We start from the raw sequence: 14,655 nt of genomic DNA on the forward strand, positions 1-14,655 counted from the left end.
AAGGCCCGTTTTCAGTGCGGGCGCACCGCCGCCGATTCGCCCGCGGGCGGCACCGCCGGCAACTCCTCCGGCTCCACCCACTCGATCGCCTCGGGCGGGCGCACCAGGGCCTTGGCGATCACCTGGTCCACGTGATCGACGGGGATGATCTTCAGCCCCTTCTTCACATTGTCCGGGATCTCGGCCAGGTCCTTCTCATTGTCCTTCGGGATGAAGACGGTCTTGATGCCCGCGCGCAGCGCGGCCAGCAGCTTCTCCTTCAGGCCCCCGATCGGCAGCACCCGGCCCCGCAGCGTGATCTCGCCGGTCATCGCCACATCGCGGCGCACGGGAATGCCCGTCAGCACCGAGATGATGGAGGTAGCCATGGCGATACCCGCGCTCGGCCCATCCTTGGGCGTGGCCCCTTCGGGCACATGCACATGGATGTCGCGCTTCTCGAACAGGGTGGGCTTCAGGCCGAACACGGTCGAGCGGCTGCGCACATAGGACAGCGCGGCGCTCACGCTTTCCTTCATCACATCGCCCAGCTGGCCCGTGGGCCGGATGTTGCCCTTGCCGGGCACCACCACGCTCTCGATGGAGAGGATCTCGCCCCCCACCTCGGTCCAGGCCAGGCCCGTGACGACGCCCACCAGATCCTCGGTCTCGGCCACGCCGTAGCGGAACTTCGGCACGCCCGCGTATTTCTCGAGGTTCTTCTTGTTGACCGTGACCTTCTTCGCCTTGCCGGTCACGATCTCCTTGACCGCCTTGCGGGCCACGCCGCCGATCTCGCGCTCCAGGCTGCGCACGCCCGCCTCACGGGTATAGGTGCGCACTAGTTCGCGGACCGCGTCATCGGCCAGGCTCCACTCCCCGGCCTTGAGGCCATTGGCCTCGCTGACCTTGGGCAGCAGGTGGCGCTTGCTGATCTCGACCTTCTCGTCCTCGGTGTAGCCACCGACGCGGATGATCTCCATGCGGTCCAGCAGCGGCTGGGGCATGCGCAGGCTGTTGGCGGTCGTGACGAACATCACGTCCGAGAGGTCGTAGTCCACTTCCAGGTAGTGATCCTGGAAGGTGCTGTTCTGCTCGGGGTCCAGCACCTCCAGCAGGGCGCTCGACGGGTCACCGCGCCAATCGGCGCCGAGCTTGTCGATCTCGTCCAGCAGGAACAGCGGGTTGCTGGTCTTGGCCTTCTTCATGCCCTGGATGATCTTGCCGGGCATGGAACCGATATAGGTGCGGCGGTGGCCGCGGATCTCGGCCTCGTCCCGCACGCCGCCCAGCGAGATGCGCACGAAGCTGCGCCCCGTGGCCTTGGCGATGGACTTGCCCAGCGACGTCTTGCCGACACCCGGGGGGCCGACCAGGCACAGGATGGGGCCACGGATCTTCTGGCTGCGGCTCTGCACCGCCAGGTATTCCGTGATCCGCTCCTTCACCTTCTCCAGGCCATAGTGATCGGCGTCCAGCACCTTCTCGGCGGCCGGCACGTCGTTCTTGACCTTGGACTTCTTCTTCCAGGGGATCGACAGGATCCAGTCGAGGTAGTTGCGCACCACCGTCGCCTCGGCGGACATCGGGCTCATGCTGCGCAGCTTCTTCAGCTCCGCCAGCGCCTTCTCCCGCGCTTCCTTCGACAGCTTGGTCTTGTTGATGCGGGCTTCGAGCTCGGCCGATTCGTCCTTGCCCTCCTCGCCCTCGCCCAGCTCCTTCTGAATCGCCTTCAGCTGCTCGTTCAGATAGTACTCGCGCTGGGTCTTCTCCATCTGCCGCTTCACGCGGTTGCGGATGCGCTTTTCCACCTGCAGCACACCGATCTCGCCCTCCATATGGGCAAAAACGCGCTCCAGCCGGCCGGCGACCGAGGGGATCTCCAGCAATTCCTGCTTCTCGGCGATCTTGATCGACAGGTGGCTGGCCACCGTGTCGGCCAGCTTCGCCGGGTCGTCGATCTGGTTGATCGAGACCAGCACCTCGGGCGCGATCTTCTTATTGAGCTTGATGTAGCTCTCGAACTGGCCGATCACCGTGCGGGCCAGCGCCTCCACCTCCTTCGCGGGGGTGGTGCTGACGGGCTCGTCGATCAGTTCGGCGACCGCCTCGAAATGGCTGTCGGTGCTCTCGAAGCTGGTGACGCGGGCGCGCTTGCTGCCCTCCACCAGCACCTTCACCGTGCCGTCGGGCAGCTTCAGCAGCTGCAGCACCGTGGAAACGGTGCCGGTGCGGTACAGATCGGCTTCCTCAGGGTCATCCTGGGCGGCGTTCTTCTGGGTAACCAGCAGGATCTGCTTGTCGTCGCGCATCACGGCTTCGAGCGCGCGCACGGACTTCTCGCGCCCGACGAAGAGCGGCACGATCATGTGCGGGAACACCACGATATCCCGCAGCGGCAATACGGGAAGCTGATCGCCGCTCTTGAATTCCGTCATAAGACCTCACTTCGGACAGTCGGGCCGGGCGCCACCCTGAAGCGGCATGGCACGCGGCGTTTTGGAACTGTCACATCACATGGGAGGGCGAGAGGGCCGGCACAAGCCACCCCCGCCCTGCTTGGCATCAGGCCGAGGCGGCCTGTTCCGGCTGACGCTCGCTGTAGATGAACAGCGGCTGGGCGCGGCCCTCGGCCACCTCCCCGTTCACCACCACCTCGGCCACATTCTCCATGCCCGGCAGGTCGAACATGGTGTGCAGCAGGATGCCCTCCATGATCGAGCGCAGGCCGCGCGCGCCGGTCTTGCGCTGGATGGCGCGGTGGCTGATCGCCTTCAGCGCGTCCTCGGTGAAGGTCAGCTTGCTGCCCTCCATCTCGAACAGCTTCTGGTACTGCTTGACCAGCGCGTTCTTCGGCTTGCTCAGGATCTCGATCAGCGTCTTCTCGTCCAGGTCCTCGAGCGTGGCGACCACCGGCAGGCGGCCGATGAATTCGGGGATCAGCCCGAACTTCATCAGGTCCTCCGGCTCCACTTCCCGCAGGATCTGGCCGGTGCGGCGCTCGTCGACTTCCTTGACCTCGGCACCGAAGCCGATGCCCGAGCCCTTCCCGCGGGAACCGATGATCTTCTCCAGCCCCGCGAAGGCGCCGCCGCAGATGAACAGGATGTTGGTCGTGTCCACCTGCAGGAATTCCTGCTGCGGATGCTTGCGCCCGCCCTGCGGCGGCACGGAGGCGACGGTGCCTTCCATGATCTTCAGCAGGGCCTGCTGCACGCCCTCGCCGCTCACATCACGGGTGATGGAGGGGTTGTCGGACTTGCGGCTGATCTTGTCGACCTCGTCGATATAGACGATGCCGCGCTGCGCGCGCTCCACATTGTAGTCCGCGGCCTGCAGCAGCTTGAGGATGATGTTCTCCACATCCTCGCCGACATAGCCGGCCTCGGTCAGCGTCGTGGCGTCCGCCATGGTGAAGGGCACGTCGAGAATCCGCGCCAGCGTCTGCGCCAGCAGCGTCTTGCCCGAGCCGGTGGGCCCGATCAGCATGATGTTGGACTTCGCGATCTCCACCTCGCTCTTGGCCTGGCCGGCCAGGCGCTTGTAGTGGTTGTGCACCGCGACCGCGAGGACCTTCTTGGCGTGGTCCTGCCCGATCACGTAGTCATCGAGCACCTTGCAGATCTCACGCGGGGTCGGCACACCATCGCGGCTCTTCACCAGCGTGGTCTTGTGCTCCTCGCGGATGATATCCATGCACAGCTCGACGCACTCATCGCAGATGAACACGGTCGGGCCCGCAATCAACTTACGGACCTCGTGCTGCGACTTGCCGCAGAACGAGCAATACAGGGTGTTCTTCGAATCGCCCGAAGACTTGCTCATGCGTGCTCCTTGCCCGGCCTTTCCTGGCCGCCCTGGATGGGGGTGGAAAGGCTGGTCCCGGAAAAACAAACGTCGAGACTAGCCCCTTCGCTGCGCCACGGAAAGCGTGGTGGGAAAATCCGTGGCGCGCTCAGGGTCCGGTCCCGTGACAATACCGCCCCGCTCAGCTCTTGGGGGCTTCGGGGGTGGGGGCCACGGCGCGGCGGCTGACCACCTCGTCCACCAGGCCCCATTCCTTGGCTTCCTCGGCGCTCATGTAGCTGTCGCGCTCCAGCTTGGCCTCGATCGCGTCCATGCTCTGGCCGGTGTGCTCGACATAGATCGCGTTCAGCCGCTTGCGCAGCGTCAGGATCTCACGCGCCTGGATCTCGATGTCCGTCGCCTGGCCGCGGGCGCCGCCGGAGGGCTGGTGCACCATGACGCGGGCGTTGGGCAGGGCGAAGCGCTTGCCCTTCTCGCCAGCGGTCAGCAGCAGGCTGCCCATGCTGGCCGCCATGCCCATGCACACGGTGCTGACCGGGCAGCGGATGTACTGCATGGTGTCATAGATCGCGAGGCCGGAGGACACCACGCCACCCGGGCTGTTGATGTAGAACGAGATTTCCTTGGTCGGGTTCTCGCTCTCCAGGAACAGCAGCTGGGCGCAGATCACGCTCGCGACCTGGTCGTGCACCTCGCCGGTCAGGAAGATGATGCGTTCGCGCAGCAGCCGGGAATAGATGTCGAACGCCCGCTCACCGCGCGCGCTCTGCTCCACGACCATGGGCACGAGGCCGTTGTTGTAGACTTCGACCGGATCCCGGTCCCGGAAAATGGACATGCCTGATCGCATCCTGTTCGCGCGGTCCCCGAAACGCTCCATGGGCAACCGCTGGTGACGCAGGCTGCCGGAGATTCGGCCAGCCCGACTATACAAGCAACATGTGGGCAGAAGGTGAACCGGGGGAAGCCCCCCATCCTCATTCGGCGGCTGCGCCGCCGAATGAGGATGGGTATTCCGCCCTCAGGCGCCGGGCGCGGATGTGTATTCCGCCCTCAGGCGCCGGGCGCGGCCTCCGGCCGCTTGGCTTACGGCGCGCCACGGGCCCACCCGGCCACACAGCCTTATGGGCGCCGCCGGCCGCCGTGCGGCCGGATATTCCGCCCTCAAGCGCCGGGCGCGGCCTCCGGCCGCTTGGCTTACGGCGCGCCGCGGGCCCACCCGGCCACACAGCCTTATGGGCGCCGCCGGCCGCCTTGCGGCCGGATTCGACAGGTGGAAAAGTAAGTGGTCACAAGGGCTCCTGCTGCTCGGGCTTGGGGAGCTGGGCGGCCTCGGCCAGGGCGGCCACCCGGTCCTGCGCCCTGATCCGGGCGGCGGGCAGCGGGCGGTGATGAATGCCGAAGGCGTCACGTTCCAGGAAATGGGCGGTCAGCCGCAGCCCTTCAAGCCACTCCTCCGGCCCCGCCGCCGCATCCTCGTTCAACAGGAACTTCGGCAAGGGCAGCAGCCGGCCGGCATAAGGCTCCCCCGCCTGCCGCCCCACCGCCCGGCCCGTGCGCGGAGACACCCAGACCAGCTCCTGATTCGTACCGGTCACGGCACAAGCCTCCAGATCCAGCCCGTATCCCAGCTCCCGCAGCAAAATCAGCTCCCAGCGCACCAGCGCCTCCGGCGCGCGCTCCGGCGCGCGGGTCAGGGAGACGATCAGCCGCACCAGCCCATGGAAGCTCTCCGGATGCGCCACCCGCTCCGGCAGGGCGCCATCGGCGACCGAACAGGCAGCCGAAAGCACCGCCAGCGTCAGCGGCTCCTCCATCGCCAGGGCGGCGGCGGGATGCACCAATTCGCCGGAGACAGCGCCCAGCTGCTCGGCCAGCCGCGCCACCCAGCGCGCCTCCACCAGGTTGCCCGCCTGCCACACCGGCGTCTGCGCCCGGCTCTGCCCGCCCTTGGCCAGGCCGGGGTGGCGGCCCATCGCCTCGGTCAGCAGGCTGACCAGCGCCCCGGCCTCGCCATGCGGCCGCGCCGAGAGCACGATGGCGGGGCCTTCCCAACTCGTGCTCATGGGCGTGATTTCCCTTCCGCCGGAACTGCATTAAGCAGGCAGACATCCCAACATATCAGGCCAGAATGCCCACAGACGCGTCCGGTAACGCCCCCTCGCCCCAAGCGCCGGGCAGCAGCGAGGAAGCCCTGCGCCTCGCCCTCGGCCGCGGCGGCCACCGGAACATCCTGGTCATCGCGCATGATTTTCCACCCGCCTGCAACCAGCCCGGCCTGCATGTGACCTTCCTGGGCCCGATCGGGCATGTGCCACGCCTGCGCTGCGCCTCCGCGGCCCTGCATGATTGCCCCGACCCGGCCGATCTGCCGGCCCGGCTGCTGACCATAGCCCGCGAGACCACCCGCCGCCACACCCTGGCCTATATCGACTCCGACCACCGCGCCGCCGCCATCCTGCGCCAGGTGGAGGCGATGGGCCCGCTCTGCACGCCGGATGCCTGGTGGGTGTTCGACGACGCGGTGCCCCCCAGCCCCGGCATGGCCAGCGCCGAGCCCAGCCAGGGCTGGTGGGTGGGCCAGGTCTTCGCCCTGCCCAGCCTGCTGGAACCCGTGGCCGAAGGCGCCGCCGCCGCCGTGTTCGCCCTGCCGCCCACCGGCATCGCCTTCTTCCAGGGCTGGCGCCTGCCCAGCGCCGCCCGGCGGGCGGAGCGGCTGGCCGCCCTGCCCGCCCATCCGGACGCCGCCGATATCGCCCGCCTGTCCGCCCTGCCCGGCCCGCCCGCGGTGGAACATTTCCTCGGCACCCCGCCACTGACCCTGCCCCATGCCGGCCCGCTGGACTGCGTGGGCGAAGGCGGGCGCATGATGCTGGAGGAGCTGGAGCCCGAAACCCCGGCCTCGGCCCCCTTCGCGCCGCTCGGCATCGCCCAGGCCCGCGCCGAGCCCATCGCCCCGCCGGCCCCGCCCACCGCCACCCTGCATGGCTCCACCCTGGTCGAATACCATGACGTGGTGGTCACGGGCTTCGACACGCTGTTCTTCGGCAACACCCTCATCAGCCGCTACCGCGACCCCGCTCAGCGGCAGGGCCAGGCCTGGCGCCTGGCCGAGCAGGGGGCCTGGGGCTTCGACCCCAGCTGGCCGGTCCAGCGCGACCCCGTGCTGGGGCTTACCGTCAACGCCCCCGCCCTGGCCCCCGCCGGAGAGATCGCCGAGCCCGTCTTCTGGGGCACCCCGGACGAGGGCGCCAATTGGGGCATGTGGCTGCTGCTCGCCCTGGCCTCGGTCGAGCTGTTCCAGCGCCACCGGGACCGCTACGCCAAATTCTATTGCTGGTGCCCGCTGCCCTGGCAGAAGGACTTCCTGGCCGCCGCCGGCATCGCCCCCGGGGAGCTGCTGGCGCATGAGGCGCAGAGCCCCTGGCTGCTGCGCCATGTGGGGCTGCTGGAACAGAGCCAGCGCGACCTGGCCGTGACCCCCTTCCTGCGGCAGGCGATCGACGGCTTCCTGGCGCGCCAGGGCCTGCTGGACCTGCCGGCGCCGCATCGCCGGCTGTTCGTCTCCCGCCTTTCGATCAGCCGGCGCGGCGCCTATCGCGCCCTGCTGGGGGAGGAACGCCTGCACGAGGCCATGCTGGCCCGCGGCTTCGAGATCGTGGAGCCCGAGACCCTCTCCCTGCCCGGCCAGGCGCGGCTGTTCCGTGAGGCCGCCTGCGTGGTGGGCCTCGGTGGGGCTGGGATGTTCAACACGGTGTTCTGCCACCCGGGCACGAAGGTGATCACGCTGGAGGGCACGAGCGAATTCGCGCCCTGGCACCTGAACATGTTCGCCTCCGCCGGGCTGGAGGCGGGGCTGATCCTGGGCGCGGAAGACCCCGCCGACCCCAGCCCCCACCAGAAGCGCTGGACGCTGGAGCTGGACCAGGCCCTGGCCGCGCTGGACCGGATGCTGGGGTAGGCCGCCTACCTCACCGTCCCTACCTCACCGTCTGGGCATTCACCGCCAGCGTGTAGTCATAGGTGGTCGCCTCATACCGGATGCCGCGGCGGGAGGCCCAGAAATTGGTCAGGTTGTACAGCGGGATCACCGCCACATCCTGCACCGCCGCCGCCACCGCCTGGTTCAGCAGCGCCTCGCGCCGGGTGTCGTCCATCTCGCCCATCGCGGCCGCGATCATCCGGTCGATCGCCGGGTTGGAATAGCCGGAGCGGTTGAACCCCCCGGTCAGCCGGGCGCGGTCATTGGTGGCCACCGTGTTCACCAGCGGGTGGCCGGCATGGCCGATACTGCCCCAGCCCCAGACGGTCATGGCGTATTCCATCCGCGCGGCGCGGGGGGAATAGGCGGCCAGCGGCTGCGCCTCGATCTCCGTCCGCACGCCCACCCGCGTCCACATCTGCGCGATGGCCTGGGCGGAGACAGGGTCGGTCGGCCGCGCGTTGTTGGCCACATGCAGCGTCATGCGGAAGCCGTCCGGATAGCCCGCGGCGGCCAGCAGCCGGCGCGCGCCCTCAATATCCTGCGCGGGCACCGGCACGGCCGGGTTGTGGGAATAGGTGCCGGCGGGCATCCATTGCCCGGCGGGCGTGGCCGTGCCCTGCATGACGCGGCTGGCCAGGGCCTCCCGGTTCAGGGCGATGGTCAGGGCCTGGCGCACGCGCTGGTCGCGCAACGGGTTGGCCGGCAGCGGGTTGCCGGCATTGTCGGTGATGAAGGGCGCCACCTCCGCCTGCTGGTTCGGCGCCAGATAGACCAGGCGCATGCTGGCGCGCGAGGAGACGGTGAAGCGCGCGTCCGACCGCAGGCGCGGCAGGTCGTTGGGCGAGGGCAGGTCGATCACGTCCACATCCCCCGCCAGCAGCGCCGCGGTGCGGGTGCCCGGGTTGGGCAGGAAGCGGATCGTCACCTTCTCCCATTCCTGGCGGGCGCCCCACCAATCCGGGTTGCGCTCCAGCTCCGCCTGCTGGCCGGGGATGAAGCGGATCAGCCGGTAGGGGCCGGTGCCGATCGCGGCGCGGCCGGCATTGTAGTCCTCAGTGGCCGCGCCCTCCCCCACCTGGCGGGAGACGATGCCGAGCGGCGCGAGATCCAGCGGCAGGGTGGGCGCCGGGCCGTTGGTGTGGATGCGGATGGTCAGGGGGTTGATCACCTCCACCCGCGCGATGGCGCGCACCGCACCCGCGTAGCTGGCGGTGGCATTGGGCACGTTGGGCGCGCGGGCGATGCTGAACATCACGTCATCGGCGGTGAAGGCCATGCCATTGGTGAAGCGCACGCCCTCGCGCAGCTTCACCTCCCACACGGTGGGTTCCAGCACCCGCCAGGAGGTGGCCAGCCCCGGGCCCAGCGTGCTGTCCGCCAGCCGCGTGAACAGCGTGTCGAACAGGTGATAGGTCAGGGTCTGGGTGGAGGTGCCGTAGTTGAAATGCGGGTCCACCGAATTGGGCGTGGCGCTGACGCCCAGCGTCAGGGTCTGGGCCAGGGCTGGAGCGGAAAGCCCCATCAGCACTGCGAGAGCGGAAAGGCTTGGGCGCATGGAGGTTCCGTTCACGGGAGGGGACGATACTGCATGTACATGCCGGGGGCCGCGACCGGCGCGAAGCCGAGCGCCGCGTAGACGCCGTGCGCGTCCTGCGTCGCCAGCATCCAGTTGCGCACGGTGCCGAGGTCGGGGTGGTCCAGCGCGGCCTGGCTGATGGCGCGCCCCAGCCCCTGGCCGCGATGGGCCGGCAGCACGAAGACGTCGCGCAGATAGGCGAACAGCACGCCATCCGTGACCACCCGCGCGAAACCCGCCAGCGCCCCGGAACCATCATAGGCCGCGAAGGGCAGCGAGCCCGCGATGGCCCGTTCCAGCAGCCCCGCATCCAGCCCGCGCGCCCAGTAGGATTCCCCCGCCAGGAAGGCGTGGATGGCCGCGTGGTCCAGCCGCGCGCGGTCGGTAGAGATCAGATAACCGCCATGCCGGCTTTCGAAGACACCGCTCTCGAACCCCAGCATGCTCAGGCGGCACCCGCGAAGCGGGCAATGCCGAAGGGCTCGATGGGCGTGGTGGTGGCCCCGGTGGCGATCAGTTCCGCCATCACGTCGCCGACACCCGGGCCCAGCTGGAAGCCATGGCCGCAGAAGCCGAAGGCATAGAACAGCCCGGGCACCTTCGCGCTCGGCCCCATCACGGGGAGGTCGTCGCGCATATAGCCTTCGATGCCGCTCCAGACCCGGATCAGGTTGAGCTGGGCCAGGGCGGGCACCATGCGCTTCAGCTGGGTGAACTGGTGCAGCGTCACCTCGGGCCTGACAGAGGCCCGGATGGTGTCCAGATCGGCCGGCCCATGCGCGGTGCCGCCGAACACGATGTTCCCGCGCGTGACCTGGCGGGCATAGATCACCTCCAGCTTCTCCTTGGTGGTGACACCGAGGACGGGGGTGATCGCGTAGGGCACGGGCTCGGTCACGGCCATCTGGGGGCCGCGCGCCTCGATCGGCACCGCCTCTCCGAAACGGGCCGCCAGCCGCCCGCCCCAGGCGCCGGCCGAGATCTGCACCAGCGGCGCGCGGAACACGGCGCCGGTTTTGGTCTCGACGCGGAAATCCTCCACGCCGCGTTCGATGGCCATCACCTCGCAATTCTCGACCACCTGGGCGCCGGCGCGGCGCGCGGCGCGGGCGAAGGCGGGGGCCGAGAGGCGCGGGTTGGCGTGGCCGTCATGGGGCGAATAGGAACCCGCGATCGCCTCCGGCCCGATGAAGGGGAAGCGCTCCCGCAGGGCGTTGCCGCTGATCAGCTCCAGGTCGAGCCCATAGGGCTTCGCCCCGTCGCGGTAGGCTTCCATCATGCCCACATGCTCGGGGCGGTAGCCCACGCGCAGATGGCCGGTCCGGATGAACTCCACATCCTCGCCGATCAGCTCGGGCAGCTTGCCCCAGATCTCGCGGGATCGGTTGGCGAGCGGCAGTTGCGGCAGGAAGCGCCCCTGCCGGCGGACATTGCCGAAATTGGTGCCGCTAGCCTGCTGGCCCACCAGCCCGCGCTCCAGCAAAATCACGGACATGCCCCGCTGGCGCAGGAAAAAGGCGGTGGCCGAGCCCATCAGCCCGCCGCCCACCACGATCACATCGGCCACATTCGCTTCGGGCATCACGCATCCTCCGCGATGGTGGCGATGGAGAGGGGTTTGACCGGGGCCTGGCCGCGCAGGCGCCCGACCTCGGGCAGCGGCACGCCGCGGGCCGCGGCCAGCACCTCCTGCCCCGCCGGCCCGCAATAGCGGCCCTGGCAGCGGCCCATGCCCACGCGGGTCAGGGCCTTGGCGCGGTTCACCTCCGGCGCGCCGAGCGCCGAGGCCGAACGGCGCAATTCGCCCGCCGTGATCGCCTCGCACCGGCACAGCAGCGTGTCGTCCGGCACGGCGGCGGCCAGATGGCCGGGCCAGGGGAAGGCCTTGAGCAGCCCGCGCCGGAAGCGGTCCATCACGGCGCGGCGGGCGTGCAGCTCCGTCACCTCCGCCACCGGCACGGCGATGCCGAGGTCCATCAGCACCGAGGAGGCGGCGAGGCGGCCCGCGATCTCGGCGCCATCGGCGCCCAGGATGCGCGCGGAATCGCCCGCCAGATACACGCCCTTCACGCCGGTGCGGCCGTCGGGCTCCATCTTCGCCATCCACAGGCCGGAGAGCGCGTCATGCTCGAAGGCACAGCCCGCCAGGTCGGCCAGCTGCGTCTCGGGGCGCAAATGCCAGCCCATGGCCACCGCGTCGGCGCCGAACTGGCGCTCCCGGCCCTGCGCGTCCTTCACGCGCAGGCCGGTCACGCCCTGCTCCGCGTCGCCCTCGATGGCGATGGGCGTCACGCCGCGCAGGATGGGCACGCCCGCCCGGCGCAGCTTCCACAACAGGGCCGCACCCTTCACCAGCAATTCGGGGCGGGAGGCCATCAGCGGCAGCGCCTTGAACCGCGCCGCGTTGGGCGAGGTGTCGAGCACCGCCGCCACCTCCGCCCCCGCCTTCAGGTATTGGGAGGCCACCAGATACAGCAGCGGCCCGGTGCCCAGGAAGGCGACCTTGGCGCCGATGGCGCAGGCCTGCGCCTTCAGGCTGACCTGGGCGCCGCCCAGGCTGTACACCCCCGGCCGCGTCCAGCCCGGCACCGGCAGCAGCCGGTCGGTGGCGCCGGTGGCCAGGATGATCGCGTCGAAGGGCAGCTTCCGCGCCACGCCGTCACGCGCCACATGCAGCGCCCCGGGCTGGATGTTCCAGGCCAGGGTCTCGGGCAGGTATTCGACCTTGCCGGCCAGCGCGGCGAAGGCGCCATGCACCGCCACCGCCCGCCCGGCCTCCGTGCCGTACAGATCCTGCGGCTTGCGGGTGAAGCCCGGGGGCTGCTGGCGATAGATCTGCCCGCCAGCGCGGCGAAGGCGCCATGCACCGCCACCGCCCGCCCGGCCTCCGTGCCGTACAGATCCTGCGGCTTGCGGGTGAAGCCCGGGGGCTGCTGGCGATAGATCTGCCCGCCAGCGCGCATCCCCTCATCCACCACGGTGGGCCGCTGCCCCGCCGCCACCAGACGCTCGGCCGCGCGCACCCCCGCGGGGCCCGCGCCGACCACGATTACCCGAGGCGCGGCCATGTCGCCCCCCGCGTGACAATGCGCATGCCTTCCGCCACCGGGGTGGAGCAGGCGCGCAGCCGGCCGCCTTCCTCGGTGTACACCCAGCAATCCTGGCAGGCGCCCATCAGGCAGAAGCCTGAGCGCACGCCATCCCCGAATTCCGAAACCCGCAGCTGCCGGCCATTGGTCAACACCGCCGTCAGCAGCGTGTCGCCTTCCAGCGCCGTCGCGGGCGTCCCGTCGATCACCAGGGACACCGGCGCCCGCCCGGTCTCCGCCACGCGCTTCAGCCGCGCGCCATTCACACCCAACACGGCTCCGCCCCCTCGCGCCTACCGAATAAGCAAGGATCGCCCCGCCCCTGCCCCCGGTCCAATCGCAATCCATCCTGCAGCCCTAACCTCAGGTTATCGACCCGGCTGGCGCGGCGGCGCGGGCGGGGGCAGAAACGGGGCATGAATATCCGCCAGCTCGAAATCTTCCGGGCCATCATGCGCAGCGGCACCCTGACCGCCGCGGCCGAGGCGCTGCACGTCTCCCAGCCCGCCGTCAGCAAGATCCTGCGCCATTTCGAAAGCCAGCTCGGCTATCCGCTGTTCGACCGGGTGGGCGGGCGGCTGGTGGCGACCGCCGAGGCCCAGCTGCTGTTCGCCGACGCCGACCACCTGTTCCGCGAATTCGAGGTGGTGCGCGACCTGGCCGTGCGCATCAAGGAACGCAAGGTGGGGCTGCTGCGCATCGGCGCCAGCGCGCCGCCCACCTTCGCGCTGCTGCCCGGCGCGATCGGCCGCTTCCAGGCCCGCAACCCGGAGGTGAAGCTGATCGTCCGCACCCTGCCCGCCGAGGAGCTGAGCGAGAAGATCGCGGTGGGCGAGGTGGATCTGGGCCTGACCCTGTCCACCATCCGCGCCCCCATGGTGCGCACCGAACTGCTGCGCGCGAGCCCCGTGGTGGCGCTGCTGCACCCCGGCAGCCCGCTGGCCGCCCTGCCCCACATCACCCCGCAGGACCTGCAGGGCCAGCGCCTCATCTCCTATGGCTCCCACGCCGATGTCGGGCCGCCGCTGGACCAGGCCTTCGAACGCGCGGGCTTCACGCGGCGTGTCCATATCGAGATCACGCCCTCGATCGCCGCGGTGCCGCTGGTGCGGGCGGGGCTGGGGGTGGCGCTGGTGGATGGGCTGATGCCGTGGGAGGATTTTCCGGGCTTGGTGACACGCCCCTTCCTGCCGCAGGTGCTGATGAGCCTGAGCCTGGTGACCAATGGCAGCCGGCCGCCGGCGCGCTTCGTCAGGGAGTTCACGCGCGATGTCAGAGCGTGTGTGTGAGGGCGGCGCCTGCCAACCGCCCCCTCACCGCGCCATGCGCCAGTTCCCTTCCGGCGTCGCCTTATAGGCCAGCCGCGTATCGCCCCGGCAGATCCGCCGATAGCGTGCCACGCTCAGCAGTGCCGCGGGTTCCTCCGCCGCTGTCCGCGCGAAGGCCCTGGTGACCAGCCCCGGGCCGGTGCTTTGCCAGATATCCGGCCGTGCCTCGGCATCAGGCCGGTCCAGGCGCGCCATGACGTCCTCCAGCGCGGCACCCAGCAGGCGGGCGCCGGGCCGGGCGGCGATGAACCAGTTGTGCAGGTAGGCGGGGATGGTCTCGTCCAGCACCAGCACGGCGGGGGCGTGTTTCCAGCTTTGGTACTCGCCCCAGAGGGGGCCGGCGCACATCTCGTCCGCGTCGGCGTAGATGCCGCCATGGCGGTACAGATAGGCTAGGCGGATGAAATCCGACCGCATGGCGGGGTGGTAGCAGCGGCGGAAGACGGCGGCGTGCGCCGCATCGTATTCGCGCAGCAGGAAGGCCTCGGCGGCCGCGTCGTCGAACAGCACATGCTCGGCCACGCCGCCGAGCGCGGTCCAGGAGCGCAGGCAGGCCGCCACGTCGTCCGGCACCTGGGGCGAGTTCCAGTACTGGAAGACCCGGAAGGGAATGTCGCGCGGGCCGGGCGGGGCCAGCTCCAGGCTGGGCACGGGGCGCTGCGGGGCGATCCGGCCCTCGGCCAGTTCCAGCGTCAGCCAGGCCTGGGCGATGGCGGTGGGCGGCGCGGGCGCGGCCATGGCCGCCGCCACCTCCCGCCCGATGGCGGGGCGCAGCTCCGGGCAGGCCACGGCGATGCCGGCCAGCAGGGGGGTGCGCCCGGCCCCGGCCAGGGCGGTGTCCGCCGCGCGGAACTCCCCGGCGGCAAGGCAGGCCTGGGCCAGCAGCGGCGC

The 14,655-nt window shown here is 70.1% G+C and carries 12 protein-coding genes and 1 pseudogene; 2 read left to right on the forward strand and 11 right to left on the reverse strand.

Annotated features, from left to right (window positions below):
• Nucleotides 1-11 precede the first annotated feature (11 nt).
• The 4 genes from lon to recO form a co-directional block, all read right to left on the reverse strand.
• Nucleotides 12-2,417 (reverse strand): endopeptidase La, encoded by a 2,406-nt coding sequence (gene lon / locus GT007_RS07780; RefSeq protein ID WP_160121033.1) that lies wholly within the window; start codon nt 2,415-2,417, stop codon nt 12-14.
• 127 nt (nt 2,418-2,544) lie between these two features.
• A complete protein-coding gene (clpX, locus tag GT007_RS07785) occupies nt 2,545-3,804 on the reverse strand; it encodes an ATP-dependent Clp protease ATP-binding subunit ClpX (protein ID WP_160121034.1) in 1,260 nt (419 codons plus the stop codon).
• 163 nt (nt 3,805-3,967) lie between these two features.
• Nucleotides 3,968-4,624, reverse strand: coding sequence for an ATP-dependent Clp endopeptidase proteolytic subunit ClpP (gene clpP, locus GT007_RS07790; RefSeq protein WP_160121035.1), 657 nt, complete (start codon nt 4,622-4,624; stop codon nt 3,968-3,970).
• A gap of 451 nt (nt 4,625-5,075) precedes the next feature.
• Entirely contained in the window at nt 5,076-5,852 is a 777-nt protein-coding gene (gene recO, locus GT007_RS07795; RefSeq protein ID WP_160121036.1) for a DNA repair protein RecO, read from the reverse strand.
• Nucleotides 5,853-5,917: 65 nt separating this feature from the next.
• Here recO and GT007_RS07800 point away from each other — a divergent pair, with 65 nt between their 5' ends.
• Complete coding sequence (locus GT007_RS07800) at nt 5,918-7,747, forward strand: glycosyltransferase 61 family protein (protein WP_160121037.1); 1,830 nt, start codon at nt 5,918-5,920, stop codon at nt 7,745-7,747.
• A 19-nt stretch (nt 7,748-7,766) separates the two neighbouring features.
• Here the strand turns inward: GT007_RS07800 and GT007_RS07805 are convergent, their stop codons facing one another.
• The 6 genes and pseudogenes from GT007_RS07805 to GT007_RS07830 form a co-directional block, all read right to left on the reverse strand.
• Nucleotides 7,767-9,326 (reverse strand): ABC transporter substrate-binding protein, encoded by a 1,560-nt coding sequence (locus GT007_RS07805; RefSeq protein ID WP_160121038.1) that lies wholly within the window; start codon nt 9,324-9,326, stop codon nt 7,767-7,769.
• Between the two features lie 11 nt (nt 9,327-9,337).
• Nucleotides 9,338-9,790 carry a GNAT family N-acetyltransferase gene (locus GT007_RS07810; RefSeq protein WP_160121039.1) on the reverse strand — a complete coding sequence of 151 codons (453 nt, stop codon included), beginning with the start codon at nt 9,788-9,790 and terminating at the stop codon, nt 9,338-9,340.
• Nucleotides 9,791-9,792: 2 nt separating this feature from the next.
• Nucleotides 9,793-10,929 carry an NAD(P)/FAD-dependent oxidoreductase gene (locus GT007_RS07815; protein WP_160121040.1) on the reverse strand — a complete coding sequence of 379 codons (1,137 nt, stop codon included), beginning with the start codon at nt 10,927-10,929 and terminating at the stop codon, nt 9,793-9,795.
• Nucleotides 10,929-12,182 carry an FAD/NAD(P)-dependent oxidoreductase gene (locus GT007_RS07820; protein ID WP_160121049.1) on the reverse strand — a complete coding sequence of 418 codons (1,254 nt, stop codon included), beginning with the start codon at nt 12,180-12,182 and terminating at the stop codon, nt 10,929-10,931. Before GT007_RS07820 ends, GT007_RS07815 begins: the two co-directional genes overlap by 1 nt.
• Nucleotides 12,183-12,325: 143 nt before the next feature.
• Nucleotides 12,326-12,415: pseudogene (locus GT007_RS23025) on the reverse strand (hypothetical protein); the annotation flags it as partial.
• Entirely contained in the window at nt 12,397-12,711 is a 315-nt protein-coding gene (locus tag GT007_RS07830) for a (2Fe-2S)-binding protein (RefSeq protein ID WP_160121042.1), read from the reverse strand. The pseudogene GT007_RS23025 and the gene GT007_RS07830, both read right to left, overlap by 19 nt.
• Before the next feature lie 141 nt (nt 12,712-12,852).
• Between GT007_RS07830 and GT007_RS07835 the strand changes: the two genes are divergently transcribed.
• Nucleotides 12,853-13,725, forward strand: coding sequence for a LysR substrate-binding domain-containing protein (locus GT007_RS07835; RefSeq protein ID WP_160121043.1), 873 nt, complete (start codon nt 12,853-12,855; stop codon nt 13,723-13,725).
• Nucleotides 13,726-13,749: 24 nt separating this feature from the next.
• Here GT007_RS07835 and GT007_RS07840 read toward each other — a convergent pair.
• On the reverse strand, nt 13,750-14,655 hold a 906-nt coding region (locus GT007_RS07840), incomplete at its 5' end, for a glycosyltransferase family 32 protein (protein WP_160121044.1).

This window comes from Rhodovarius lipocyclicus, assembly GCF_009900765.1.
Taxonomy (GTDB): domain Bacteria; phylum Pseudomonadota; class Alphaproteobacteria; order Acetobacterales; family Acetobacteraceae; genus Rhodovarius; species Rhodovarius lipocyclicus.